This window comes from Bradyrhizobium sp. WSM1417 (assembly GCF_000515415.1).
Classification (GTDB): Bacteria; Pseudomonadota; Alphaproteobacteria; order Rhizobiales; family Xanthobacteraceae; genus Bradyrhizobium.
The window spans coordinates 1,928,209-1,951,510 of the sequence record NZ_KI911783.1 but is presented as its reverse complement, the minus strand read 5'-3'; the positions used below and the strand labels follow the sequence as shown (position 1 = coordinate 1,951,510).

Annotated in this window: 17 protein-coding genes, 2 pseudogenes and 1 riboswitch; of the genes and pseudogenes, 3 read left to right on the top strand and 16 right to left on the bottom strand. The window is 58.7% G+C overall.

The annotated features are described in order from the left end of the window. Positions 1-13: 13 nt before the first annotated feature. The 10 genes and pseudogenes from BRA1417_RS39765 to nifD form a co-directional block, all read right to left on the bottom strand. On the bottom strand, positions 14-1,132 hold the full coding sequence (locus BRA1417_RS39765; protein WP_245286164.1) for a TlpA disulfide reductase family protein: 1,119 nt from the start codon (positions 1,130-1,132) through the stop codon (positions 14-16). Between the two features lie 817 nt (positions 1,133-1,949). After that, positions 1,950-3,780, bottom strand: a pseudogene (locus tag BRA1417_RS39760) (prolyl oligopeptidase family serine peptidase). 142 nt (positions 3,781-3,922) lie between these two features. Next, complete coding sequence (gene fdxB, locus BRA1417_RS0109410) at positions 3,923-4,207, bottom strand: ferredoxin III, nif-specific (RefSeq protein WP_027515607.1); 285 nt, start codon at positions 4,205-4,207, stop codon at positions 3,923-3,925. A 13-nt stretch (positions 4,208-4,220) separates the two neighbouring features. Continuing rightward, positions 4,221-4,421 carry a CCE_0567 family metalloprotein gene (locus BRA1417_RS0109405; protein ID WP_027515606.1) on the bottom strand — a complete coding sequence of 67 codons (201 nt, stop codon included), beginning with the start codon at positions 4,419-4,421 and terminating at the stop codon, positions 4,221-4,223. 7 nt (positions 4,422-4,428) lie between these two features. Beyond that, the gene (locus BRA1417_RS0109400) at positions 4,429-4,899 is read right to left on the bottom strand and encodes a NifX-associated nitrogen fixation protein (protein ID WP_027515605.1); all 471 of its coding nucleotides are present in this window, start codon (positions 4,897-4,899) and stop codon (positions 4,429-4,431) included. A 10-nt stretch (positions 4,900-4,909) separates the two neighbouring features. Beyond that, entirely contained in the window at positions 4,910-5,305 is a 396-nt protein-coding gene (gene nifX, locus BRA1417_RS0109395) for a nitrogen fixation protein NifX (RefSeq protein WP_027515604.1), read from the bottom strand. Then, on the bottom strand, positions 5,302-6,708 hold the full coding sequence (gene nifN / locus BRA1417_RS39755) for a nitrogenase iron-molybdenum cofactor biosynthesis protein NifN (protein WP_051448292.1): 1,407 nt from the start codon (positions 6,706-6,708) through the stop codon (positions 5,302-5,304). Before nifN ends, nifX begins: the two co-directional genes overlap by 4 nt. A gap of 9 nt (positions 6,709-6,717) precedes the next feature. After that, on the bottom strand, positions 6,718-8,361 hold the full coding sequence (gene nifE / locus BRA1417_RS0109385; RefSeq protein WP_027515603.1) for a nitrogenase iron-molybdenum cofactor biosynthesis protein NifE: 1,644 nt from the start codon (positions 8,359-8,361) through the stop codon (positions 6,718-6,720). Positions 8,362-8,478: 117 nt separating this feature from the next. After that, positions 8,479-10,038, bottom strand: coding sequence for a nitrogenase molybdenum-iron protein subunit beta (gene nifK / locus BRA1417_RS0109380; protein ID WP_027515602.1), 1,560 nt, complete (start codon positions 10,036-10,038; stop codon positions 8,479-8,481). A gap of 81 nt (positions 10,039-10,119) precedes the next feature. Beyond that, positions 10,120-11,622, bottom strand: a complete 1,503-nt coding sequence (nifD, locus tag BRA1417_RS0109375) for a nitrogenase molybdenum-iron protein alpha chain (RefSeq protein WP_027515601.1) — start codon at positions 11,620-11,622, stop codon at positions 10,120-10,122. Positions 11,623-12,347: 725 nt separating this feature from the next. On the opposite strand from nifD, the gene BRA1417_RS42315 reads away from it, so the two are divergent. After that, a complete protein-coding gene (locus tag BRA1417_RS42315) occupies positions 12,348-12,467 on the top strand; it encodes a superinfection immunity protein (RefSeq protein WP_084462147.1) in 120 nt (39 codons plus the stop codon). Between the two features lie 520 nt (positions 12,468-12,987). Here the strand turns inward: BRA1417_RS42315 and BRA1417_RS39750 are convergent. Beyond that, entirely contained in the window at positions 12,988-13,356 is a 369-nt protein-coding gene (locus BRA1417_RS39750) for a helix-turn-helix domain-containing protein (protein WP_027515600.1), read from the bottom strand. A 2,766-nt stretch (positions 13,357-16,122) separates the two neighbouring features. Between BRA1417_RS39750 and BRA1417_RS46165 the strand changes: the two genes are divergently transcribed. Then, positions 16,123-16,497 (top strand): cytochrome-c peroxidase, encoded by a 375-nt coding sequence (locus BRA1417_RS46165; protein ID WP_371259983.1) that lies wholly within the window; start codon positions 16,123-16,125, stop codon positions 16,495-16,497. Beyond that, positions 16,412-16,822: a cytochrome c peroxidase gene (locus BRA1417_RS46160; protein WP_371259982.1), complete on the top strand. Its 411-nt coding sequence runs from the start codon at positions 16,412-16,414 to the stop codon at positions 16,820-16,822. Before BRA1417_RS46165 ends, BRA1417_RS46160 begins: the two co-directional genes overlap by 86 nt. 803 nt (positions 16,823-17,625) lie before the next feature. On the opposite strand, the pseudogene BRA1417_RS39740 reads toward BRA1417_RS46160, so the two are convergent. The 5 genes and pseudogenes from BRA1417_RS39740 to BRA1417_RS0109325 all read right to left on the bottom strand — a co-directional run bounded on the left by BRA1417_RS39740 (position 17,626) and on the right by BRA1417_RS0109325 (position 23,290). Beyond that, positions 17,626-18,692, bottom strand: a pseudogene (locus tag BRA1417_RS39740) (hypothetical protein). 101 nt (positions 18,693-18,793) lie between these two features. Continuing rightward, positions 18,794-18,994: riboswitch (cobalamin riboswitch) on the bottom strand. A 131-nt stretch (positions 18,995-19,125) separates the two neighbouring features. Further along, positions 19,126-19,329 carry a 4Fe-4S binding protein gene (locus BRA1417_RS42305; protein WP_084462458.1) on the bottom strand — a complete coding sequence of 68 codons (204 nt, stop codon included), beginning with the start codon at positions 19,327-19,329 and terminating at the stop codon, positions 19,126-19,128. A gap of 596 nt (positions 19,330-19,925) precedes the next feature. Continuing rightward, positions 19,926-21,140 (bottom strand): EAL domain-containing protein, encoded by a 1,215-nt coding sequence (locus BRA1417_RS0109335; RefSeq protein ID WP_027515596.1) that lies wholly within the window; start codon positions 21,138-21,140, stop codon positions 19,926-19,928. 1,092 nt (positions 21,141-22,232) lie between these two features. Next, positions 22,233-22,466, bottom strand: a complete 234-nt coding sequence (locus BRA1417_RS46155) for a hypothetical protein (RefSeq protein ID WP_027515595.1) — start codon at positions 22,464-22,466, stop codon at positions 22,233-22,235. Beyond that, positions 22,463-23,290 (bottom strand): citryl-CoA lyase, encoded by an 828-nt coding sequence (locus tag BRA1417_RS0109325; RefSeq protein ID WP_027515594.1) that lies wholly within the window; start codon positions 23,288-23,290, stop codon positions 22,463-22,465. The genes BRA1417_RS46155 and BRA1417_RS0109325 overlap by 4 nt, the downstream gene beginning before the upstream one ends. Positions 23,291-23,302: the final 12 nt, after the last annotated feature.

The following is a 23,302-nucleotide window of genomic DNA, read 5'->3' as shown; positions in this document are numbered from 1 at the left end:
TCAGGTCAAGAATTCAGGCCAAGACGTTCTTCGTCCCCGAGAACGGCTTTGCCTCCTCATCCTCGTACTTGGCGAAGGCGTTAAGCAACAGCCGCAGGCAGTGCGCCTTCTCTTCAGCCCCCATTGGCCTCGGGCCGTCCAGCGACTTCACCGCCGACTCGACTAACTCGACCGCACGATCCCTGTTGCCGCTTTCGAAATAATACTGAGCGACCGCCACATAGGACAGAAACTTGGGGCGGCCGCGGCCTTCTGGAGAGTTCAGCGCGACGATGTGTTCGGCCAACTCCTTGCTCATCGCAAAGCGATCAGAATGCGGGAAATCAGAGTTGTCCTCCGCTGAATTAGAGAGTTGGCGGATCTCTTGCACCTTCCACAACTCGGATTGTTTTTCGATCGCATCGCCAACCAATTGACGCACAACGGGTAACCCCGTCTGCATGTCATGGATTTTGTGCAGGAGCAGATCCGCATGAACGAGGCGAACGTTGATGTCGTCCGGCATCATTGCGACGCCCTCTTTAGCGGCCGAAAGCGTCATCGACGAATCCTGCGCCTTCAGCGCCGGTCCAAGTTTGCCCCAGAACGCTTGCATCCGGGCTTTCTCGCGCATTTTAGATTCTGCTTTAGCGATTCGCTCCGCATCCGCTGCTTTGGCTTCATCGCTGGTGCGCCAAGTGCCATTTACGATTTTTGGAAACACGTCATTCAGTTGCATCGGGTGACCGATAAAGGCGACGTGACCGTCGCGGTCGATGACGAATGAGGTGGGGATAGTGGTAGAAAAACTGGGCGCCATCCAGAGCTTCTTCATTTTTCCGGCGTAATCGAACCCGATCCGAAATTTCAGCTTGGAGCCTTTCTCGGTCAACCACGCGTCCAAGCTTGTTCGCGCCTCCTCGGCCGTTGAGCCTCGCTCGGAAGCTGCAACTGCAATGACCTCAACTGCGCTATGGTTGTATTTCTCTTGCAGCTGCGCGAGATGGGGAATCTCCGCCCCACATCCGCCGCACCAAGTCGCCCAAAACTCGACAACATACAGCGTACCCAGCTTAAAGTTGGTGAGGGGCTCGCCACGTACCCAGCTTTCCACCCTGATCGGAGGAGCTGGCGACTCCATACGAAGGATCACGTTGTTCTCCAAAGCTATTCCCAAACCTTCGCGCGATCGTATGCGCAAGCTCGTTTGTCTCTAAGAAACGGGGCACGAGTTCAATGAACGAGAGAGCGCGTCTGCATCCACTCCGCCTGACACCGTGCTCAATCCCAGCAGCAATGGCCGTGCCAACGCCAGCAACGAACATCACGCACCTGATTCGGTCTAAAATCACTCGGCGGCTCAACACGACGGCGCGTTTGTAGCTGGCGGTCTCGTTCGATGTCAGACATCAGACGCGGGTTGTGCGCTGCGAGCCGTGGCGTTTTATGCCCCGTCCATCATGACGATCGCACCTGACGTTTGGATGAGCGCGGCCGTAAGCCCGGGTCCGGAACCGGCAAATAGCCGTGAGTATGAGCCTCGCTCGCTCTGCCGGTCTGATTGCGCTCCTCCTACTCGGTGTTCCTGCTTCCTAAGGAAAGTGCGACCGCGGCTGCCGCCGCTGGAAGATAATCCAGTAGCCGAATTGAGCGCCAGCGCAAATTACAAATGGTGGTTCGAACTTTGAATGGCGAGCTTTTGTGACGATACATTCTAAAGGGCAGACAAGACGCAGTCCAGTCACAGTCCTGGAAGATCACGCGCAGCACCGGGATGAGATTCAGCACGCAAGTGAGGTCATAGAGTTGGTGAAGAGAAACCGTCCTTATCAAAGTCCCGGCGAGACACTAACTCCACCATGCGTTGGTTCAAGCGCCAGGATCTCGAATCGGTCGTGCGGGAGGACTGGACGTCGGTCAGATCGCCCTCGCCCTGGTCGATATCGTACGAATGTCATTTGGCAATTGCGTTAGCTCGGTGACGCCTCCCCGTCCTGCCAGCCAATCTTGCTCTTCAGAAATTCAAAGCCGAGCACCTCGAAGCCGGCGCGCTCCTTGTTGTCCTTGCCATAGCCGTGGCCACCCGCCCCGGGCTCGTAGAAATAAGCCTCGTAGCCCATCCCCTGGAGCTTTGCTGCCATCTTGCGCGCGTGTCCGGGATGGACGCGGTCGTCGCGCCGTGTCGTCCCGATCAGGATCGGCGGATAGGGCTGGGCCGCCTTTGCGTTGTGATAGGCGGAGTAGGTCTTGAGCCACTCCCATTCCTCGGGCTTGTCGGGATCGCCATATTCCGCGATCCAGCTCGCGCCCGCGAGCAGCTTGGTGTAGCGGCGCATGTCGATCAGGGGGATGGTGCAGAACAGCGCGCCGAAGCGCTCGGGGTATCGCACCAGCATGTTGGTGATGAGGATGCCGCCGTTCGAGCCGCCTTGCGCGGCGATGCGCTTTGGCTGCGTCACGCCGCGGCGGACGAGATCGGCGGCAACGGCTGCGAAATCATCATGCGACAATTTCTTGCCGGCGAAACGGCCGGCATCGTGCCAGCGCGTGCCGAACTCGCCGCCGCCGCGCAGATTCGCCTGCACGATGGTACCGCCGCGCTCCAGCCAGAGCTTGCCGAGCGACGAATTGTAGTGCGGCTTCACCGCGAGCCCAAAGCCGCCATAGGCGCTCATGTAGACCGGCGCATCGCCGGTCTCGCTGGCCGGGCCGGTCTGCACATAGGGAATCCGCTCGCCGTCAACCGAGATCGCCTCGTGCTGCGTCACCACGAGGCCGTCGGCGCGACGGCGGCGTCAGCAGGTCCTGCACATTGGCGAGCAGGTCGCCATTGCTCTCGGAGGAATGGCGATCGAGCGGCCAGACATCGACGACGCCAATCTCAGGAAGACCGCCAAGTCTCGCGGCTCCACCCCGCAGCGGATGGTGTGCGGATCTCGAATCGCGGCTTCAGCTCGTCGAGGATCGACAGCACCAGCTTGCCCGCGGCCCAGAAGAAACCCTGCAAGGCCCGGCGCGGTCCGGGCTCGAACAGAATTGTGAAGTCGCGACTGCCGGCGAGGAACGCCGAGAGCGAGCTGCCGAGCACGGCGTCGGCGGTGTAGGTTCGTCCTTCGATCGCCCAGTCCGTGCGCAGTTTCATCGCAAACCAGTCGCCATGCGCCTGCATCCAGATGCCGGTCGGCTTGTCGAGCTTCGTTGTGGTGCCGGCGTCGTCGCGCAGCCAGATGCCGCAATTGAAAAAGTCGATCTAGTCGATGATCCAGGCGCGCGGTTTCGCGCCGGTATCGTCCACGCTGCCAAAGATCCCCATATGATCGGCCGAAGTCCCGCAAGGTGACGGCGTCGCTGCCGCCGCGCGACAGGCTCAAGATGACTCGCGAACTTCCCGGCCGCGAGCTGATCGAGCTCACCAGCCAGTCTTCCCTCGCTCGCCGCAAGCCGGTCGATGTCCAGCACGGTCTCCCACGCCGGCCGCGGTTTGCGAAACTCCGCGAGGGAGGTTTGCCGCCACAGGCCGCGCGGGTTCATGGCATCCTTCCAGAGATTGTGCAGATGCTCGCTGCGCCGGCTGACATAGGGGATCTTGTCGGGCCGATCGTAGATCGCGGCGAGCGTATCGCGGTCGCGCTCGAACGCCGCTCCGCCAAACACCCGCACCGTTCTGCTATTCTGCCGCTCGACGAAGTTCAACGCCCGTCCGCCTTCGATCTGTTCCAACCATAGATAGGGATCATCATCTGGAGTCGAGGCCGTTGGCCTTTCAATCCGCGACTTCAAGGCACACCTTTTTTTGACCATGATTCACTCCAAGCTTAGCATTGACGCGCACTTTCGATAGGGTTCAAGGCTTCGCGCCGTACATGTCGCCGCTCGATGCCGGATCTCCCGCTACGTTTGTCTCTGACAAACCACCCCTGTTCATAGCGAGAAAAACGTCGGTTCAAGCAGCTGGCGCGTGGGTCTGACAGTTTGTCGGGCAGACCCGGGCGCAGGCGCTGCAGCCGATGCAGGCCCCCTCGTCCTTCATCACCATGACCTTCTTTTCGACCTCATCGTCGTCCTCATCGAGATCGATCATCTCGCCGTCCTCGCTCAGGCCCTTCAGCGTCATGACCTCGCGGCCGCAGACCTTGTAGCAGCGGCCGCAGCCGATGCACTTGTTTGGATCGATCCAAACCAGGTAGTCCGGCCTCCAATCGCGGCCGTCGCGGGTCCTGAATGACATGGCTTGAGGTCCGTTATCCTTTGTGTAGTGCCTGGAGATCTTGGCGCTTGCTTTCGAGCTCGCTGAAGGCGTCGTGGGCCTTCTGCGCCACGCTCAGGATCGCGGTCCAGTTGACAGGCAGATCCTCGGAGAGGTCGTGGAGGTCCATCTTGGCCTGGGTCGCTTTGGCCGACAGCTTCTTTATTTCCGCTTTCAGGCTTTCAACATCGCTCATACTTGCCTCAATAATTCGCCACTTCCGGGAACTCGCGGATCATCTCAACACCACTGCTGACGATTTTGTCGCCTTGCTCGGCAAGATGACAAAGATTGTTGAAACCAAAGCGATGCACGTCCCGTAGCTGCTTACTCACGACAACGAGCCGGCCCCCAATCAGCACGATCCGGCCGAACCCTTCATGATGCATCTTCAGCATTGGCGAGATCATCACACCCGTCGCCTTCTCGATCGAGAGCGCAATGGCGTCAAAGAACAACTGCAGTCGCCATGTCGTGTCGGGGTCGGGATTGCCGACGATCGGCAGCGCGCGGCGCTTGCGCTTGTCGAGAATGTAGGGTTCTAGCAGGTCGAGGTCCTTCTTGCCCTCCCAGGCGCCGTGGGTGTCCTGGGCGCGCCAGATCTTGATGAGCTCTTTGAGAAATGGCCGCTCCGCCGCGGCGGCGGCTGGAGTGATTTCAGACTGATCGGGCATCCTCTTTCCTTCAGGATTCGAAATCCACCGTACGTTCCGGGCTTTTAGTGAGCAGCTTCCGCAGCCAGGGCGGCGGCGAACCCTTCAGCACGGTTTGCAGTTTGATGCAAAGCTCGTCGATGGGTTCTGGTTGCAGCACCTTCATAGGATGAATCCTACTCGCGACGACTCGCGCAGCACCCGAGCCGCCGATCGCCGCAACATAGAGGATTGCGCAGTCCCTGATCGCGTCGATCTTCGGCGCCAGCTTATCCTCATTGCCGTCTTCGGTGAGATCACCGCCGAACTGAACCGCCTCAATAAACCGATGCCCGTCCGGGCCGACTTCGTAGATCGCGATGTTCTTGGCCCAGCCGAAGTGCGCATCGACGTGCTTCAAGTCCTGAGTGGCGAATGCAACTTTCATCCGTGTTTTTTCTCTCCCTGCTCAATGCAACTGGGGCGGATGGACCTGCAGCTCACCGCAGCTGATGGCCAGGTGTCGGGCGTCGGCCCATGGTTGGTTTCGCGGTCGGTGATGATCAGATTGGCGATATCAAAGATCAGATCGCGCGTGCCGCGATAGCCAACGGTCGTGAGATGCGCAGCGCCAAGGCGATCGAACATCGGAAAGCCCACCCGGAGGAACGGAACATTGAGTCGCGAAGCGGCCTGGCGACCATGTGAATGCGACATCAAGAGGTCGCAGTCACGTGACCTGGCAAGCTCTTCAAGATCCTCCAGATCGCCGATCAGGACGTCCTCGGTCCTGACCCGCTGAAGCACCGGTGAGTTCGTCGTCGTCACCGCAGCCGTTACCTGCGCCCCCATCTCGTGGAGGAAGCTGGAGAGATCGAATAACAAGTCCGGCTCGGCGCCGATCGCGAGCTTGCGGCCGCCGATATGGAAATGGGCATCCAGCATGGCGTCTGCCAGCTGTCCACGCTGCCGGCGATATTTCGAGGGCACCGACTGGCCGCTGATCTCGCTCAGAAACGCGATGAATTCGTCGTTTGGAATAAGGCCGCAGAGCCGCTCGAACAGACGGAACGGCGTGCCTGTCCGCGCCTGCATGATCTCGGCCGCACGGCGCATTTGCGCGCCGATGGCGATCGTCCAGGCCGCCTGCCCCATGGTCGCGATCTCGTCCACTCCAATGCCACCGATCGTGGTCGGCGTGAATTGGTCGGGGATGTGGCCATCCAGCGAACCGGCAACGTCCGGCAGGAAGGAGGGCTTGAGCCCAAAATCCTCAAAGATCGTGCGAAGCTCGTCGAGATCGCCGGGCGTGAGGTGGCAGCCAGGTAGCACGTTGACGCGGGAGCCATCGCGCGATCTCACTGCGTCGACGGGAGCCACGAGCACCTCGATCATCCGCGCCACTGTTTTGCCCCAGCCATCCTGAAAGGCATCCTTGAAATCCGGCGTCGAGACGTAGACAAGGGGAAGCTTTTCGAGCTGCGGATGCTTCTGACGGATCAACCGGATGAAGGCCTCGACGTCATCGCCGTTGGTCTCGGTGACGCCAGTCGAATTGATACCAATGATCTCGGGCTTGACGCGATTGTAGATGTTGAGGATCGCCTGTTCGAGATTCTCGTGACCGCCGAGCACGGTGGCAACCTCGCTCATGGCGGTCGTCTGCATCGGCACGGCTTCATTGAAATGGCGCACGAACAGCGTCAGCCCGAACGAGGCGCAACCTTGCGGGCCGTGCAAAAGCGGCATCGCGCCGCGCAGGCCCATGAAGGCAAATGAGCCGCCGATCGGCTGGCTCATCTTGAGCGGATTGACCGAACAGGCTTTCTTCGAGGCAGTGACGATCGCCATGTCGTTCTCCTACTCAGCCGCCTGCAGCGCTGGGGGCTGGAGATCGGAACAAATGTCCTTACAAGCAAGGCTCCTTGCGGTGGACTCGGTGCACGGCTTGGCGGCCTCGACGGGGTTCGGGCCATGCGCCGCAACAGCGCTCTCACCATCGCCGATCTCAGTTTTGTTGGAAAAACTTATCGTCTTGACGCCGTTCGTGTTCGCGCCCCGAACTGGATCAACGGCTTGCGCATGCATCTGCGCAACCGTCTTTGCCTGACGCTTCCAATCGAACTCATCCCAGGGCGCGGCTTGCCTGAGCTGATCCCATATCGGATTGTAGAGCGCTTTCTCGATCTCCTCCATGAGCTTGACAATCCCGACATAGCCCATATAGGCGTGGCAGCGCTCCTGGTTGATATCGAGCCATGGCGTCGCCGCCTTTAGTGCAACGAATTGCGACTTGCCGCCCGAGAGCATGATGTCGGCTTTTGCGTCCTTTAGCATCTTGTAGATCTCGTGAGGTGACATGTCCTCGATCATGTGGGCGTGTTGACCCATTAATTCCTTGATACGTTCCTTGTCCTTCTCGGTCGATTTCTTCACGGACGTGCCGACGATTTCGAGCCCGGCCTCCTGCAAAGCGGCCACCATCGACCAGGATTTCACGCCACCGGTGATGAGAACGACCCTCTTGCCGGCAAAGCGCGGCTTGAAACGTTCGATCGCAGTCCAGGCTTTGGTCTCTTCGCGTGCGATCAGGGCTTGCGTTCGTTCCATCAGCTCAGCCGGCGCGCCACGTTCGATCAGCATGCGCGCAATCTGGCGCAGTGAATCGCCGGAATCCTCAATACCGTAGAACGAGCCTTCAAAAAACGGGATGCCGTAGCGCTGCCTCATCTTGCGTGCGACGTTGATCATCGCTCTTGAACAGACCATCATCGCGGCTTTGGCTCGGTGCGAGCAAGCGACCTCGCGATACTTGCCGTCCCCTGAGATGCACGAAACGATACGGATTCCGAGCTCATCGAGCAGCGGCTTGACCTGCCAGAGCTCGCCGGACAGGTTGTATTCGCCGATGATGTTGATGTCGTACGGCGTGGTGTAATCCGGCTCTCCGGTACCGATGACGTGCTCCAGCAGTGCTTCGCCCGCGAGCTTGTTACCGAGGTTCTTCGACCCCACAAATCCCGGTGAATTGATGGGAATGACGGGTTTGCCGAATTTGGCGGAGGCCGCCTTGCAGACCATATCGATGTCATCGCCGATCATCGCGGGCACGCACGTCTGGTAGACGAAGATGGCCTGTGGATCGTATTTCTCTGTGATCTCCTTGACTGCCCTATACAGCCGCTTCTCGCCGCCGAACACGACGTCGGTCTCGCTCATGTCAGTGGTGAAGCTTCTGCGCCACAGATCAGAGCCGGAGGAGGCGGAACCGCGGTTGTCCCAGGAATTGCCCTCACAGGCAATTGGACCATGCACAAGGTGGGCGACATCGGTGAAGGGCTGCAGTGCGATTTTGGCGCCATCGAAGGCACACCCGCCGGCGGCGCCGCCCGGCTTCAACTGCTTGGTGCATCCATTCTTGCGCTCGACCTTCGACTTGCTCGCGTTCCTGGGGCAGCCCGGTTCGTTAAAGACGTCCTGTATGATCGTGGGAAGCGAACTCATGGTGCCTCTTTCGGGGATGTCAACACACCGCACAGACCAAGAGGATGGCCGCCGGATAACATGTGATCCCCGCCACAGCGCCGCTGTTCCCGCGGACGATGAGGCGGGGCGCTCGCCTTAACGTATGATGTCGAAGCTGTAGTCTGTCTTGCCAACCGAGCTGGTTTTTCTATCGAGCTCATCAAAGATCTTATCGAGAATCTTGACCAGCACATTCATGCTACCCTGATAGCCCCACACTGGATAACGATGATGATGATGGCGATCGAAGATAGGAAACCCGATGCGGATTAGCGGTGTTCCAGTGTCACGCTCGAGATACTTGCCATAGGTGTTACCGATCAGGAAATCGACGGGTTCTGTGAACAGAAGCGAACGCATGTGCCAGAGATCCTTGCCCGGAAAGGCGCGACAGTTCTTACCGAACGGCGAACTCGCGAACAGCGCCTCCATCTTCTGCTTCCAGGCCTTACTTCCATTGGTCGAGAGCACGTGGATCGGCTCAGCGCCGAGCTCCAACAAGAATGCGGCCAGGCCATAGCAGAGGTCGGGATCGCCGTAGATCGCGAACTTCTTGCCGTGAACGTGCGCGCTAGAGTCAGCCATTGCGTCTACCAGACGTCCGCGCTCCTGCTCCAGCGCATTTGGAATTGCCTTGTTGGTAATACGCGACAGCGTCATCAGGAAATCGTCTGTGGCGCTGACGCCCAGCGGGTGATTGAAGGCGACGACCTCCTGGTCGTGCCCCTTGACGAAGGCCAACGTCTTCTCCGTGCAATATTGCTGCATGGAAATCGTTGCCTTTGCGTGGACTGCGTTCGCTGCATCCTCTAGTGTGGTGCCGCCATCGTACATGCGGAACTCGCCATCCGTGGGGGTATCGAACACGTCGCTGTTATCCGCGAGGATCGTGTAGCCGATCCCCATCAGCTCGAAGATGCGCTTTATCTCACGGACGTTGCCGACAGTGTAGCCGTCGAATCCGCCGATCAAGTTGATTGTGTCGTTCGCCTTGCGCTGGAGTTTTGGCGCCGTGCCGGCTTTGCCATCCCAGAAATGCTCGAGGATGCCCTTGAGCGCGTTGTCGTAGCCGGTAACGTGGCTGCCCACGAATGCAGGAGTGTGAGCGAATGGTACGTCGTAGTCCGCGGGGACTGAACCTTTTTCCTTAGATGTTTTGATGAAGGCGTTGAGATCATCCCCGATGACTTCCGCCATGCAGGTCGTGGCGACCGCGATCATCTTCGGTTTGTACATGTTATAGCTGTTGGCAAGCCCGTCGGTCAGGTTGTTGAGCCCCCCGAACACTGCCGCGTCTTCCGTCATGGACGAGGAGACGCACGAGGTCGGCTCCTTGAAGTGTCGCGACAAATGGCTGCGATAATACGCGACGCAACCCTGGGAGCCGTGGACGAACGGCAGTGTGCGCTCGAACCCGAGCGCGGCGAACACCGCACCGAGCGGCTGGCAAGCCTTCGCCGGATTAACGGTTAGCGCCTCGCGGGCAAAGTTCTTCTCGCGGTATTCGGGCGTCTTGGACCATTCTCTGATGCGGTCGACTTCGGCGGGATCGTGCGGATTCTCAAATAGCGCCTTCTTGTTGGCCAGCATCTGCTGGTATTCGTCTCCCCGGAAAAGCTCAGAGTGGTCGAGTATGTGTTCGGCGTTCTGTGTCATCATGGCACTCTTTAGGTTCTTGTGTTTGTTCTCCTGCCCCTCCCCTCCTCTGCGGAAGAAAGGGACCAGGCGCCGGCTTTCCTATTCCGCCGCCATGAGGCTCGGCCGCGGAGCGTCCTTCCAAGGTGCCTTGGTCTTTCCCCAGATCGGGGAGTTGATCGCCATGTCCATGTCGCGGGCGAAGATCGCGAAGCCGTCATAGCCGTGGTAAGGACCCGAGTAGTCCCAGGAGTGCATTTGGCGGAACGGCACGCCCATCTTCTGAAAGACGTACTTTTCCTTGATACCGGAGCCGACGAGGTCTGGCCGGATGTGTTCAACGAATCGCTCGAATTCGTAGCCGGTGACATCGTCGTAGATCAGCGTGCCATCTTTGACGTAGTGCTGAGCGGTGCGCTGGTAGTCATCGTTATGCGCGAACTCATAGCCCGTGCCGACAACATCCATCCCCAGGTCCTCGTAGGCGCCGATGACGTGGCGAGGACGTAAGCCGCCGACGAACAGCATTACAGTCTTGCCTTCGAGCCGCGGCCGGTATTTCGCGGTCACCTTATCGACAAGCGGCTGATACTTGGCGATGACCCGCTCGGCGCCTTCCTTGATCTTGTCATCGAAGAAGCTTGCAATCTTGCGCAGCGACTCCGCGATTTTTGACGGCCCGAAGAAGTTGTACTCGCACCAGGGAATTCCGAATTTTTCCTCCATATGCCGTGAGATGTAGTTCATCGAGCGATAGCAATGCAATATGTTGAGCTTCGCCTTCGGCGTCGCCTCCAATTCAGCGAGAGATCCATCCCCGGACCACTGGGCGATGACGCGCAGGCCCATTTCTTCGAGCAGGATCCGAGAGGACCAGGCATCGCCGCCGATGTTGTAGTCGCCGATGATCGCAACGTCATATTGCGTCGACTCAAATTTAGAGCTGGCCTCTGGGGCGCTCTTGTCGAAGATCCAATCTCGAACGGCGTCGTTCGCGATGTGATGGCCGAGCGATTGTGACACGCCACGAAACCCCTCGCACCGCACCGGCACGATGGTTTTGCCGCCATATTCCTTTGACTTTGCTCTCGAGACTGCCTCGATATCGTCGCCGATCAAACCGATCGGACATTCGGACTGAATGGTGATGCCCCTGTTGAGAGGAAATAGCTCCTGGAGCTCGTCGATGAGTTTGGTAATCTTTTTATCGCCGCCGAACACGATATCCTTTTCCTGGAAATCGGAGGTGAACTGCAGTGTCACGAAGGTGTCAATGCCGGTCGTGCCGATGTAGTAGTTGCGCCGCGAGCCCCATGAGTACTGACCACAACCGACCGGACCGTGGCTGATGTGGATCATGTCCTTGATCGGCCCCCAGACCACGCCCTTGGAGCCCGCGTAGGCGCAACCACGGATGGTCATCACGCCCGGAATGGACTTGATATTCGACTTGACGCCACAATCCGACTTTCCCGCCTCGTGAACACTGAGATGCTTGGCGCGCCTTTTGGCGGTCTTCTCTGGGTAGACCTTCAACACCTCATCGATTAGCTGCTTGTTGCGCGCCTTGATCTCAGCGACGCTCTGGGTAGTTGCTCGGCTCATACAAATTTCCTTTCGATTGTCGTCTCAAATCAAGAAGCGACGCTTCTCCGGCAGACCGACGGATTTCCGATCCGGCGTTCAGGTGTACAGCGTGCAATCTCCGTGACCGGTCCTACCGATCGCAACTTCGCTGTCTTCTGGATCATGCGGCAGCGGTCGTCCACGATCTTGTAGTTCGTCTCGGCTGAGCGCTTGCGAGCGCCGTGTGTGTGACGCTGTTGATTTGTCGACGGGATCGCTGACCACGACGCGTCTCGGTGAAGTCATGCCTGCTCTCCAGCGGTTGGACATATCGGCTTCTTTACTCACTGCCTGCCATCAGGGGCGTGTCCCTCTGCATGTTGATGCAAAGGGCTAACAGCCGCCTGTTGCGCAGGGGTCTGCAACGAGTGTGCCAGCGCGGGCTCAATACAAAAACCCACGTCTGTAGAGCTAGATAGCTGGTAGGACGCGGATTGTTAGAAACCTGACCCTGTCTGGCACCGACAGGCGTACCCGCTAGCGCCGTGTCTGAAACAAAACAAGCAAGTGCGCTCTCCGCGAAATCGACGCCGCCAAAGATAGGTTGTTCGCCGCATTGAAGGTCGAGTCAGGGACGAAGAAAGATATCGCCAAGGAGACATCGCTCACCTTGGACATCACCGAGCACCGGCATTTCGGGTTGGATCATCGCTGCCATGGTCGCGCTTTCCGCTTTGATGAGCATGTCCGCCGGACTTGTCTGAATGATCCCGCTGGCCGCGGCGTACCTTCTGCCAACCATCATCGCCTTCAAGTTTCGGCATCACTACGCCTGGGCGTTGGCCATCCTGAACGTCGTCTTTGGCTCCCCCGTGCTCGGCTGACTTGGGTTCTTCGTGCGGGCGCTGATTTGTCTTTGGAATCGGCATTGGCCGCCAGGTCACAGCATTCGGCACCCGGCCTGGCGAAGACTCCAGCCGGGGATCCGGCTCAACGGTGCCCAATTACGATCTGCGCTCCGTATGGAAGCTGCCCGTCTTGCAAGCCGAGATCTTCGCCTTCGAAAGAGAGAGAGCCCGGTGGAATCAGCCGTGTCCATCAAGCTGCATTGCGCGCCTTCCTCGCTTCTGAAGCGACGAGTTGGCTGCACTCAGCCGCCAGTCGGTTCACGCCCTCGCGTTCGACCTGCTCACGACCCCTTTTGACCTTCTCGCGCTCCTCCTGGAGCGCTTCGGTCTCTCGGGCGACCTCCGCGTCCTTGCTCGCCCAGGTGTTCCCGGAACCGCTGGCGGCTCTCGGTGAGAAAAGGGACGGCGAGGGATTCAGTTAGCCGAATCCCATGGTTGCAGATCGGGCACTGCAGAGTGGGTTCATGAGCGCATCTGGCCGCCGTCGCGTTAGATGTCATGCCCCCTCCCCTTTCGGCAACTCCTCGGCCTGAATAAACGTGATCCGGCCCGCTCTGCCGCGCTTCCGATGTCGCTTTACCGTTATTTCGACGTCCTGGTCGAACGCTGTCAGCATACGCAGCAGTTTTACCACCGAAACCAGCCTGAACTGGCCCCGAAGCAGCTTGGACAAGTTGGGCTGCTTCACGCCCACCAGTTTCGCGGCTTGGGCCTGCGTCATCTTCCGCTCCGCCATCAACCGTTTCAGTTGTACGACGAGGGCTGCCTTGAGTTGGTGCTCGTGGGCATTCGGCAGGCCGAGATCAGTAAAAATGTTGCCGGAGCCCCGACTGTGGGCGGGCAGCTTCTTCTTCGCGCTCATCATCAGGCTGGTTTTTTCCTTGTGGATCGCTTCGGTGTCGCGCAGGCGCTGTCGAAGAGATGCCCCTTCTGCGAGGCTAGTTCGTCCCTGATGCTGATCAGCGCTCTAAAGAGCTGCTGATCGGCTCGGGTGAAGGTCAATTTGAACGCTCTACCGGGCTCGAGTGCCTTCGGAGATTTAGCTTAATTTGTTGTGGGGTTTGCTCGTCTTGGAGGACGGCACACAGGCGGGGAGCACGTATTGTGTGAGGCTAAGAGTATTGACAGTAATTCGTGCGTCCGAGCGCCTGCTGAAATCAGTGTAAGACACGGGTCACTTCCATAGAAGAGTTTCTGGCCAATCTGTGAACTCCAACTCGAAGCTACGCAGGCCAGTGAGTTTGGTCGTAAATTTAAGGGTCTTCCCTGAAAGGGCTGCCAATGAGCCAGACGCGAAGTTGAATACTGCTGTACCGGAAGCTGCGACCGCGATTCCTTGCTCGCCTTCTAAGCTAGAGAAGCCGGTCGCCTCGGAGAGTTGCCCAATTGCAACTCCCTCCGGCGCGCCGTGAAATTCCAGGGACGCCAAGTATGTTCCCTTGTCAGCAGCCCACTCGCTAACCGACACCGCTGTAATCCCCGGGTCGCTGCCATCCGTGATCCGACAGCCATATTGAACCGTGAGAACGACCCGCTCATTGCGAACTCCGACGGGCTCTCGATCGGCGGCGGTGATCGTGCACGCGTACCGCCTTGTATCCGCAACCGCGCCCGTGCTTGGCCCGAACAACTCGATAGCGGAACATAACACAAAAGCGAGAACGGATCTTATCATTCGGCTGCACCTGGTCTGGAATATCGTTCGCCTGCTCTGTACAATCTGACGCTACGGCCGATTCAAGCTTCTTCGATCGCTCTGTCGGACGAAGGACACTCACCGCGACCGCGGTGTCGCACAAAGAGGCGAGCGGTTTCCCCTGGCCCCTGGATGGGTGCCCGAACCATTTCACTGCGGCGCTCACGGCGCGCAGACAGCACGTCGGTGAACTAACGCTATGGACCGATGCCTTTCAGCTCAGCGGCAGCCATGAGGGGTGCGACGAGCCGCGGCGTCGGAGCGCTACGCTCCTGACGCAGGCGCAGGCGTTCTGTGGGCGGATGCCATTTCCGCTTCCATGACCCGCGGCACAGGTCCCGAATTTCGCTTCAGTGTCAATGTAAAAGGAAACGTGGTCGCTAGGAGCCGTTCAAAGGCAGACTGACGTTCAAGCAGACGCTCTTCGAGGATCTTACGCTCGAGATCACTTAGCTCGCTTTGAAGCCGTCTGCGACAGCGCCAAATGTCATTCCGCACGTATCTGATCTCATACAAGCGATCGTCAATCGAAGCCATCATGGATACGGTATCCAACTTGAACCAGCCATGGACAATGGTCAATCACGTCCTGTCGTAAGACGCCGATGAGATCTCACGACCTGGCAATCTGCGGACACGATGTCACGATTTCGTCCCAGCACGTTCTCTTTGTATCGCAGTCTTTCAACGCAAGAGCACGAAGTGATGACTCCTTCTGCAGAAATTCAGCTTTTTTGCCATCAACGCGCAGGATTTCAAAAGCTGCCGTTCGTCCGCGAGTCGGCCGAATAGCTATCTTATTCCAACCAACACCCGGCCAGATCAGGTATCAGGCCGCCCATTCAAGCTGGTGTCGAATGGGAGTAGGAGTAATCGGACGGTCGCACCGCCCAACTCTGGGCAACCGCGCCTTTCAGATTTGAGATCAGCAATTGCCATGCCAGCGAACTTCAGGTGGGATTGAAGACAGGCCATGTTCAGACTCGGGGCTCGTCTGTTACAAACGAGCGGGATTTTGCGGCGGCGGCGCGCCAGAGCGGCCGGACATCAGTCGGAGAGACTTTAGTCGGCAGGGCTCGGCGAATCGTGAGCGACGCGAAGCGCTGGGCGCCTCGGCTCAGTGTCTCGTGCGCAGATCTTATTACCTGCCGACCCGCGTGCGGCCCGCAAGCTGGCAATTTGATCTCATCACAAAAGTTTCAGCCGGGACTGGAGCTTGTCGCATCTGGGACACTGAATGTAGTCATCAAACCAGGACATCCGACTTTGTTTGTTCGCCCGGACTCGTCACCGAAATCAGTAGCTTGCATGTCAGATGCAACTGGCATCCCAGTTGCTATTGCCCAGTAACACCGTAAGCGCTGAGTGCGACAGCGGTGTAAGACGGATACATCAGCTTTGCGGGAGCGTATTGGGCACCCAATCGCTTGATGGAGCACCGATGCGGCCACCGGACAGCTTACCCTTTTGCGGTACACCTGTTGTTGTCAGATCGACCAGCAAGATTAGTCTGATCTACCAACACGACCGCCGTGATCTAGCTCAAAGCGAACTCGCCAATCAAATATGGGCCGAAAGCTTCGTGGACGAACGCCGGCAGCGAGCACCTCGAAAGGCACAGCTTGATGCAGCCTCGCGTCAGAAGATCCGGTGCATGCTGCGCCGGCCCGTCGAGGGAACGGGGGCTCGCATCGCTTTCGACTGTTTCCTTGATTAACAATCAGAACTGATGAGGCGGGGGTATGAACAAATCGATCCGGGAGCTTCGGCTTTAGCTGAAGCATCTGTTTTGGCGATCGGGCTGCTGATGTCGTCAGGAGCTAACGCCGACGATGATCTGATGAGAACCGCCAAGGAGATCTTCCATCCGATTCCTCAGTCGTTCCTGAGGTAAAGAACAATCCAATCACGCATGAAAAGATTCAGCTTGGCAAGATGCTGTTCTTCGATCCGCGGCTATCGGCAAGCGAGATCATCAGCTGCAATACGTGCCACAATCTCGCCACCGGCGGAGTCGATGCCGGTCCGACCTCCGTCGGTCACGGCTGGAAGGTCGGCCTACGTCGGGCCCCCACCCTCTACAATGCAGTGTTCAATACGGCGCAATTCTGGGACGGACGCGCCGTGGACCTCAAGGCGCAAGCCACCGGCCCTGTGCAGGCGAGTGCCGAAATTAATGCGACTCCGGATCATGTGCTCGACACCTTGAACTCAATGGCAAGCTATGTCGACTTGTTCAAAAACGCTTTCCCGAACGAAGCGAGACCGGGTCACCTTCGAAAACTTTGCAAAGGCAATCGAGGCTTTTGAAGCAACTCTCATTACGCCTGCGGCCCCATTCGATCAGTATCTGGGGGGCAATACACATGCTCTCAACGATCAGGAGAAGTCAGGCTTGGCGCTGTTTATGGAGAAGGGGTGCTCCACCTGCCACAATGGAATTAATGTCGGTGGACAGGCCTATTTCCCATTCGGCGCGATGAAAAAGCCGGACCCAAGGGTGCTTCCGGACGCCGACGGGGCCGGTTCGCGGTCACCAAGGCGGCCGCCGACGAATATGTCTTCCGCGCGGCGCCGTTGCGGAACGTCGCCTTGCGAGCCCCTTACTTCCATTCGGGTCAGGTTTGGAATCTGAAGCAAGCTGTTGCCTGATGAGTGAATTCCAGCTCGGCGCCAAGCTTAGCGATGAGGAAGAGAACGATATCGTAGCGTTTCTAAATTCGCTGACCCGGCGGCTGCCTAAGATCGAGTATCCGATACTACCCACGCGTACGAACACCACACCAGAGCCTTCTATAGACAAATAGGTTAACGCACCGGCCCCATGCGTTGGCCTCCAGATGCGGTGCAACGACCCTGACCGATCTCGTGCACTAAAAAAACGCCCGGCCTCCTCGGGAGGCCGGGCGAAAGTCACGCCGGAGCGACGCTGCTTTATGAATCGCACCAGCTTTCGTCGGTAGGGAGGACTACCGGCGATCGATTTACGGCGAGGGCATTCGCCGTCAAACAACGAGGAGCGGAGATCGCTCCGCGCGAAATCTGGAGCCTCTTGCCTTCCACTCCTGTGGGAAATCTCAGGACTTGACCACCACTCGCCCGCTGTCCGGTTGGCAAGGCAGTGCCTTGCTCAAGCTGGGATCCTTCGCGCAACCGGTTTCGGTGCCGTGCCCTGAAACTCAAGCCGCCGTTTGCTTGGCGCAGCAGCATCCCCAAGCACCAACAGCGCTCGATTATCTTTCCCGAGCATCGTGCCAAAGCGCCAATTTTCGTATGACATTCCGTAAGGGCGGTAAAATTGATTGTTATGATGGCACACATCCACGCGATGGATAAATGAAACAGTCGGGCTGCGGTTCGCGTACAGCGTTAATGACTATGGAATATGTCACCTGATCGGCACGAAAGTTCCTTGATCTTCTGAACTGAGAACGCCAGCTACGTCTTCACATTGGGATCGAGATCGGTCTCTAGCTCAATGTCGATCGGAACATGAAGCAGCGAGCAGGAGGGAGCAACCTGAACACGGTCCCTACCCAGGTTTTGGACCAGAGGGGCAAGTTGGCGGAGCAGCGGCGGAAGATTGGAGCGCCACACGTTGCGACCATCGACGACGCCTAGCGAGACCACGAGATCTCTAGGAGCTGTGGCGACAATTGTGTCCAACTGGTCGGGCGCCCGAACCAGGTCCACATCAAGCCCGGCAACGGGCAAGGCCAAGGTTGTTTCAAGATTGTCGCCGATAGCCCCGAAATAAGTGGCCAGCATGATTTTAAGCGCCGGCACGGCCTTTGCGAAATGAGCATAGGCCCGGCGGACAGCCGCCCGAGATGCCTCATCCAGGTCCATCACTAGGGATTGCTCATCGAGCTGAACCCATTCAGCACCGCGCGAGGCTAGTTCGCGGAGAACATCGACATAGACTGGGAAGAGTCGATCAAGCAACGACAACGGATTGAATGCTGGATTTGAGCTTTTGCCGAGCTTCAGGAAAGTGACTGGGCCAACCAGGACGGGGCGCGTCTGCTAGCCGAGACTTTTTGCCTCCTCATACTCCTCGATCGGCTTTCGGGAGGAATACTTAAAGATTTGATCCTGGTGAAATTCCGGCACCATGTAGTGGTAGTTGGTATCGAACCACTTCGTCATCTCCTGCGCGGCTACGCCAGGCCCATGCTGAGCGTGACCACCGTCCTGAGCGCCACGTGCCATGGTCTTGAGCGACACAGGACAGTCGGTCCAGCCGTATACGTCGGGAATGGCACCGACCATTACGCTAGTATCGAGCACATGGTCGTAGAGCGAGAAGTGATTTGAAGGAATGACGGTCGCGCCGCGGGATTTCTGCCGTGCCAATTCGCGGCACGAAGTCCACTTCCCGCCTCGAGGAACTCGGCTGCGCTGGACTTTCCCGCCCAGTAGCTCTCGAGCGCGAACTTGAGCTCGCGTCGTGGGCCGATGCGTGACGTCCCCAGTGTGGCAACGGGAAGCGACCGAATAGACATAACTTAGACCCCATGATTGGGGGCAAAGGCCATGTCGGACGCGTGCAGCGAATGTCGCGTGAACGACAGCTGCTAGGCGCACCACCGGGACACCCCGCCCGTGGACGATATCTTGTCGAGGCAGGTCTCCTGGCTCGCGGGTCGTCGCTGCTGTCCGGCCTTCCCGAAGCCGCATGGCTTCAGTGACTTCGTTGGACAGCGGCTCGCCGTTCACAGTTGCGGGGACAGCGCTGGGATTACACCGGCTTCCCTCTTAGCTCCGGATCAAACGAAATCCGGAGACCACGACTTCCGGCATTATGCGGACGGGGATCGATGCGCCAACCTACCGAGCCTGGCTGCGATGTTGCCCAAGTCATTGCGAGCCGTACTAGGTAGGCTATGACGATCTGAGGCGAAATCGAGCGATGAAGGTTTCTCGACACGGGGCTGGCTATGCTGCCTTAGACGGGACACAGGTGTCAGGCACCGGACAGACGACCGCGCATTGCGGCGTGTCGCAATGGCCCTCGCACTCCGTACACTTCTTGGCGTCGATAACGTAAATGTCACGCTTGAGGCTGATCGCCGCGTTGGGACACTCGAACTCACATGCACCACAAACCGTACATTGCGAAGCGACGATCTTGTAAGCCATACCTTCCGACTCCTTTGGGCGAACGATGCGATTCGCGATCCCCTTCAAGGGCCGTGCCAAACAGACGCGCTCAATGCTGGGCAATTCGCGCAATTGTGCTGCCCGGGTCTGAGACCATGTTACATCTGCGACAGCAACAGGCCGTCTCAATTTCGAGCTATACGAGCCCTCGCACCCTGCACGAGAGCCAGTCGCGACTCAACCAGTGCGCGCTTCCAGGTTTGTCTGTCACGGCAGCGCGGGACCAACCGAGGCTCGACGATTCCGAACCGGCGGCGCGACTAAAAGCCGCGAGCCAACGCGTCTACGCCGGATCTCGGCAGACCTTCGGTCACACGCCCTGACCGGAGGTTTTTTGCAAACCTCGCTGATGGCTGCAACGTTATCTCCGCGGAACTGGCTGAGACTGGCCAAAAACAGTCTGTGCTACAAAACGCTCCGCGTCGGCGCTTCGGAGAGAAATGAAGTTGCGCTGGGAGGAGCGACACTGGCTTTGCAAAGTGACCGCCTATCAGCACGCCTGGTACAGTAGGCGCAGCAGTGCGGACGAGCGCTGGTCCGCTTTGCCTGGCCGTGCTTAGCCACCTGTCGTGCAACTATTTTGGACGAAGTGGAGGAGGGCTGAAGGATGATTGTGCAAATTGCTTCAGCGGCATGGCCTTTCCGAACAGATGGCCCTGCGCAAGGTCGAAGCCGAGTTCGGTCACAGCAATCAGGTCGGCCTCGCTCTCCACACCTTCGGCGACAGTGCGCACACTGTACTCTTTGGCTAGATCAACGATATGGCGGCACACCGTTCGCTTCAGGGCCCCATTTCCGCAACCAGAGATGAACTTCCGGTCTACTTTCAACTTCATGAACGGGAATTTCTCCACCCCCATGAGCTGCGGCCAATTGGTGCCAACATTGTCGATTGCAAGGCCAATGTTGTGAAAGCGAACCTCACGCGCGACCTCGATCAGGAGATCTAGGTTCTGGATGGCCTCCTTGCTCGCGATTTCAATCGTCAAGCCGCCGAAATCCGGGTGCGACGGCATGCGCTGACAGAGATCACGTACCCCCTGCGGGTCAATCAGGAATGCGGCCGGGAGATTGATGGAGAGATCGATCGAAGTTTGGTGCTCCAGAAGATAGTGCCAATCCCTGATGGCGCGGTCGATCACGAACTGCGACAACTCCCTAAAATGCGGATCGTGAGGCTCCGGGATGAAATAGGCTGGTGGAACAACGCCCCAGGTCGGGTGCCGCATTCGCACAAGCGCCTCGGCGCCGCGGCGGCTGAGGGTACACGCGTCAAACTTCGGCTCATACCAGAGCTCAAGCCAGCCAGCGTGTAAGGCTTCTCCGACATGGACCGCCGGACGGGGCGCCGGCTCTCTGGGCAAGAGCATGGCGACCCGATCGCGCAACGTCTCAGCTGCAAACGGCGTCCTCAGCGGCGGCAGCATAGCAAGTCCATATTCGCCCCCCACCTGCTGCACTGCCGTCATGACGATCGACTCGCGGGCGCCGAACGCCAGCACTTTGCCCGCAAATTCTTCGCGTACGAGTATCTCGAGCAATCGTCCAGGCTCGATGCGATCCGAGCCAATGCCGAGCAGGATCAGATCAGGGAACTCCGTGCAGAGTACGTGCGACAACTCGTCAGCAGTGCCGCATTCGCTGATAACAAACCCCATACCCTCCAGCACATCCCGAAGAAAGGCGCGCAGATGCCGCTTTCCGCCCGCCACGCACGCTCGCGGCCGCACCTTACGGTGCCCGAAGATTACAGGTTTTCGTCCGACAAGTTCGGCCTGCCCATGCCCCATCGCAACCACTCCCGTTCCGTGATGGTCCCTTAAACGAGGAGCGAAGGTCCAAACAAGCTGTGCTTGGCATTATCTCTCGATTCTTCGAGGTAAGCTTAAGATGGTGCACTAGCGTGCAAAATCTTTCGCGGTGTTGTTCACACGATTTTGTCGGCGCATGCGTATGATACCTGGCCGGCTTCGCGCAACTTTGTACGAGTGACGCACGCGGTTGTCGGGAATCTCACCTTCGGGTGCGCGGACCCGGTGCGCCCTATGTGCTGCGATCATCATGGTGCGAGATCTAATTGATGGACTCGCTTGTGAGTGACGATCGGCAATCACTCTTACGGCGACAACTTGCACTTTCTTCAGCTCTGCTGCTTATAGCGAGTGCGGAAGTCCCATTCTCTACCGAGCTTGATAGTTGCTCTCATTTGCGGTTTCTGTATCTTTCTGGCTATGAATTTCCTCAAGAGGGGCTAACGTTACGGGTGTTCGTGTTGGAGATGAAGCGCAAGGTCTGTCCCACGGGGCACGGCTTTGCGCAAAAGGCGTGCCAGGAGCTGAGGACGCGATTGCAGAAGTGGTCGAAAAGCTCTTTCTGAACTAGGTGGCCCCGGACCGGAGTTCAGCCTTGAAGGCGCGAAGCAGGCGGCCTTGTGCCTGATTCAGGATCCCGAAGAGGGGTTCATTTTTGTCATCGCGCAACAAGCCACCGGGCAGATTGTAGGGGTCGCCACCATCTCGGCCGTACAGGCCGTGAGAGTTAGCCGGAGCCTACGGCGTGCTTCAGGATTCATGGATTTGTCGCGACTTCCGAAGCTCTCGCCACGGTCGGCGTTTGCTCGAGGCGGTACATTCGGAGGCGAAGTGCCGAGGCTGGCAGATGATTGAGGTTGCGTTGCCTCCGGATAGCTATCCGGGCTTAGAACGGGTGCGCCGTTTCGGGGATATCGGGTTGGAGGGTTGCGCTCATTGCGGTGGCCTAGCAACGGCCGGATCGTGCCGCACTGCGGATCGAGTTCCATGAGGCCTTCATGTAGTCCGCCACCGGCAGCCGGCCATCCGGTGCGATCTTCAAACCGTTCGGCCAGCCGTCATATTCGATGATCAGAGACCAGGCGCCGTCTGGTGAAATCCGGTAAATGCGGCCGAAGGGGTATCGACGACGTAGAGATTTCCGGACTTGTCGAACGACGGCCCCTCGATGAAACCATCCACTAGATGACCCCCGCGGTTGGCATCAGCCCAGTCCCAGGAAACATCCGGGCGACGAAATTGCGCCGGCATCGAGGAGAACTCGCGAGGCTCGACCAGCTGAGGCGGCTTGTCCAGATACATCATGACGCGCCTCCCAATGTGCGGCGCGGCTGGCCCTCATATTTGTAGCCGAACTGCTTGGGCATCGGTCCCTTGTTGCGATCCTTGCGCCCGGTCTGCTCCCACGCATGCGCAAGGATTCCAACCGCACGCGACAGGCAGAAGACCCCGCGCGCCAGCGCAGGCGCAAAGCCCAGCTCGCCGTAAATGACCGCGGTGGCGCCATCAATGTTCATCGGAATGAGTTTGCCCTTGCGCTGCTGCATCGCGCGCTCGATCGCGCGGGCGGCCCTGGCATAATCGCCGCTGACGCTGCCCTCGTCGGCAGCGGCATCCACCAGCGCCAATAGCGGTGCTGCGCGCGGGTCGACCGGATGAAACCGGTGGCCGAAACCGGGCAGATATTTGCCGCGTCTTGCGGTGAAATGGTCGATCGCGGCGGAAGCGGCCTCGCCGATCTCCAGCCCATCGCGCCGTCGCAACACATCTTCGTACAGTTCGATTGCCTGCTCTCCTGCTCCGCCATGTACGTCATCGAGCGTATTGATTGCGGAGGCGATTGCACCGTTCAGGGGCAGGCCGCAGCTCACCGCCATTTGCGCGATCGCGATGGAGGGCGCGTGCGGACCATGGTCGATGGACGCGACCAGCGCAGCTTGTAGCAAATGCTCCTGCGCGGGCGTCGGCAGATCGCCGCGCAACATCAGCCAAATCATGGCGGGAAAGGAAATCCGGCCGATTAACTGTTCGATCGGATAGCCCCGATAGGCGATGCGACCGGGCACGATATCGCAGATCGAGGTTCGCCACCAATGGGCGGCTTGCTGTCGCAATTCTTGTTCGCTCATTTCCGGCTCCAT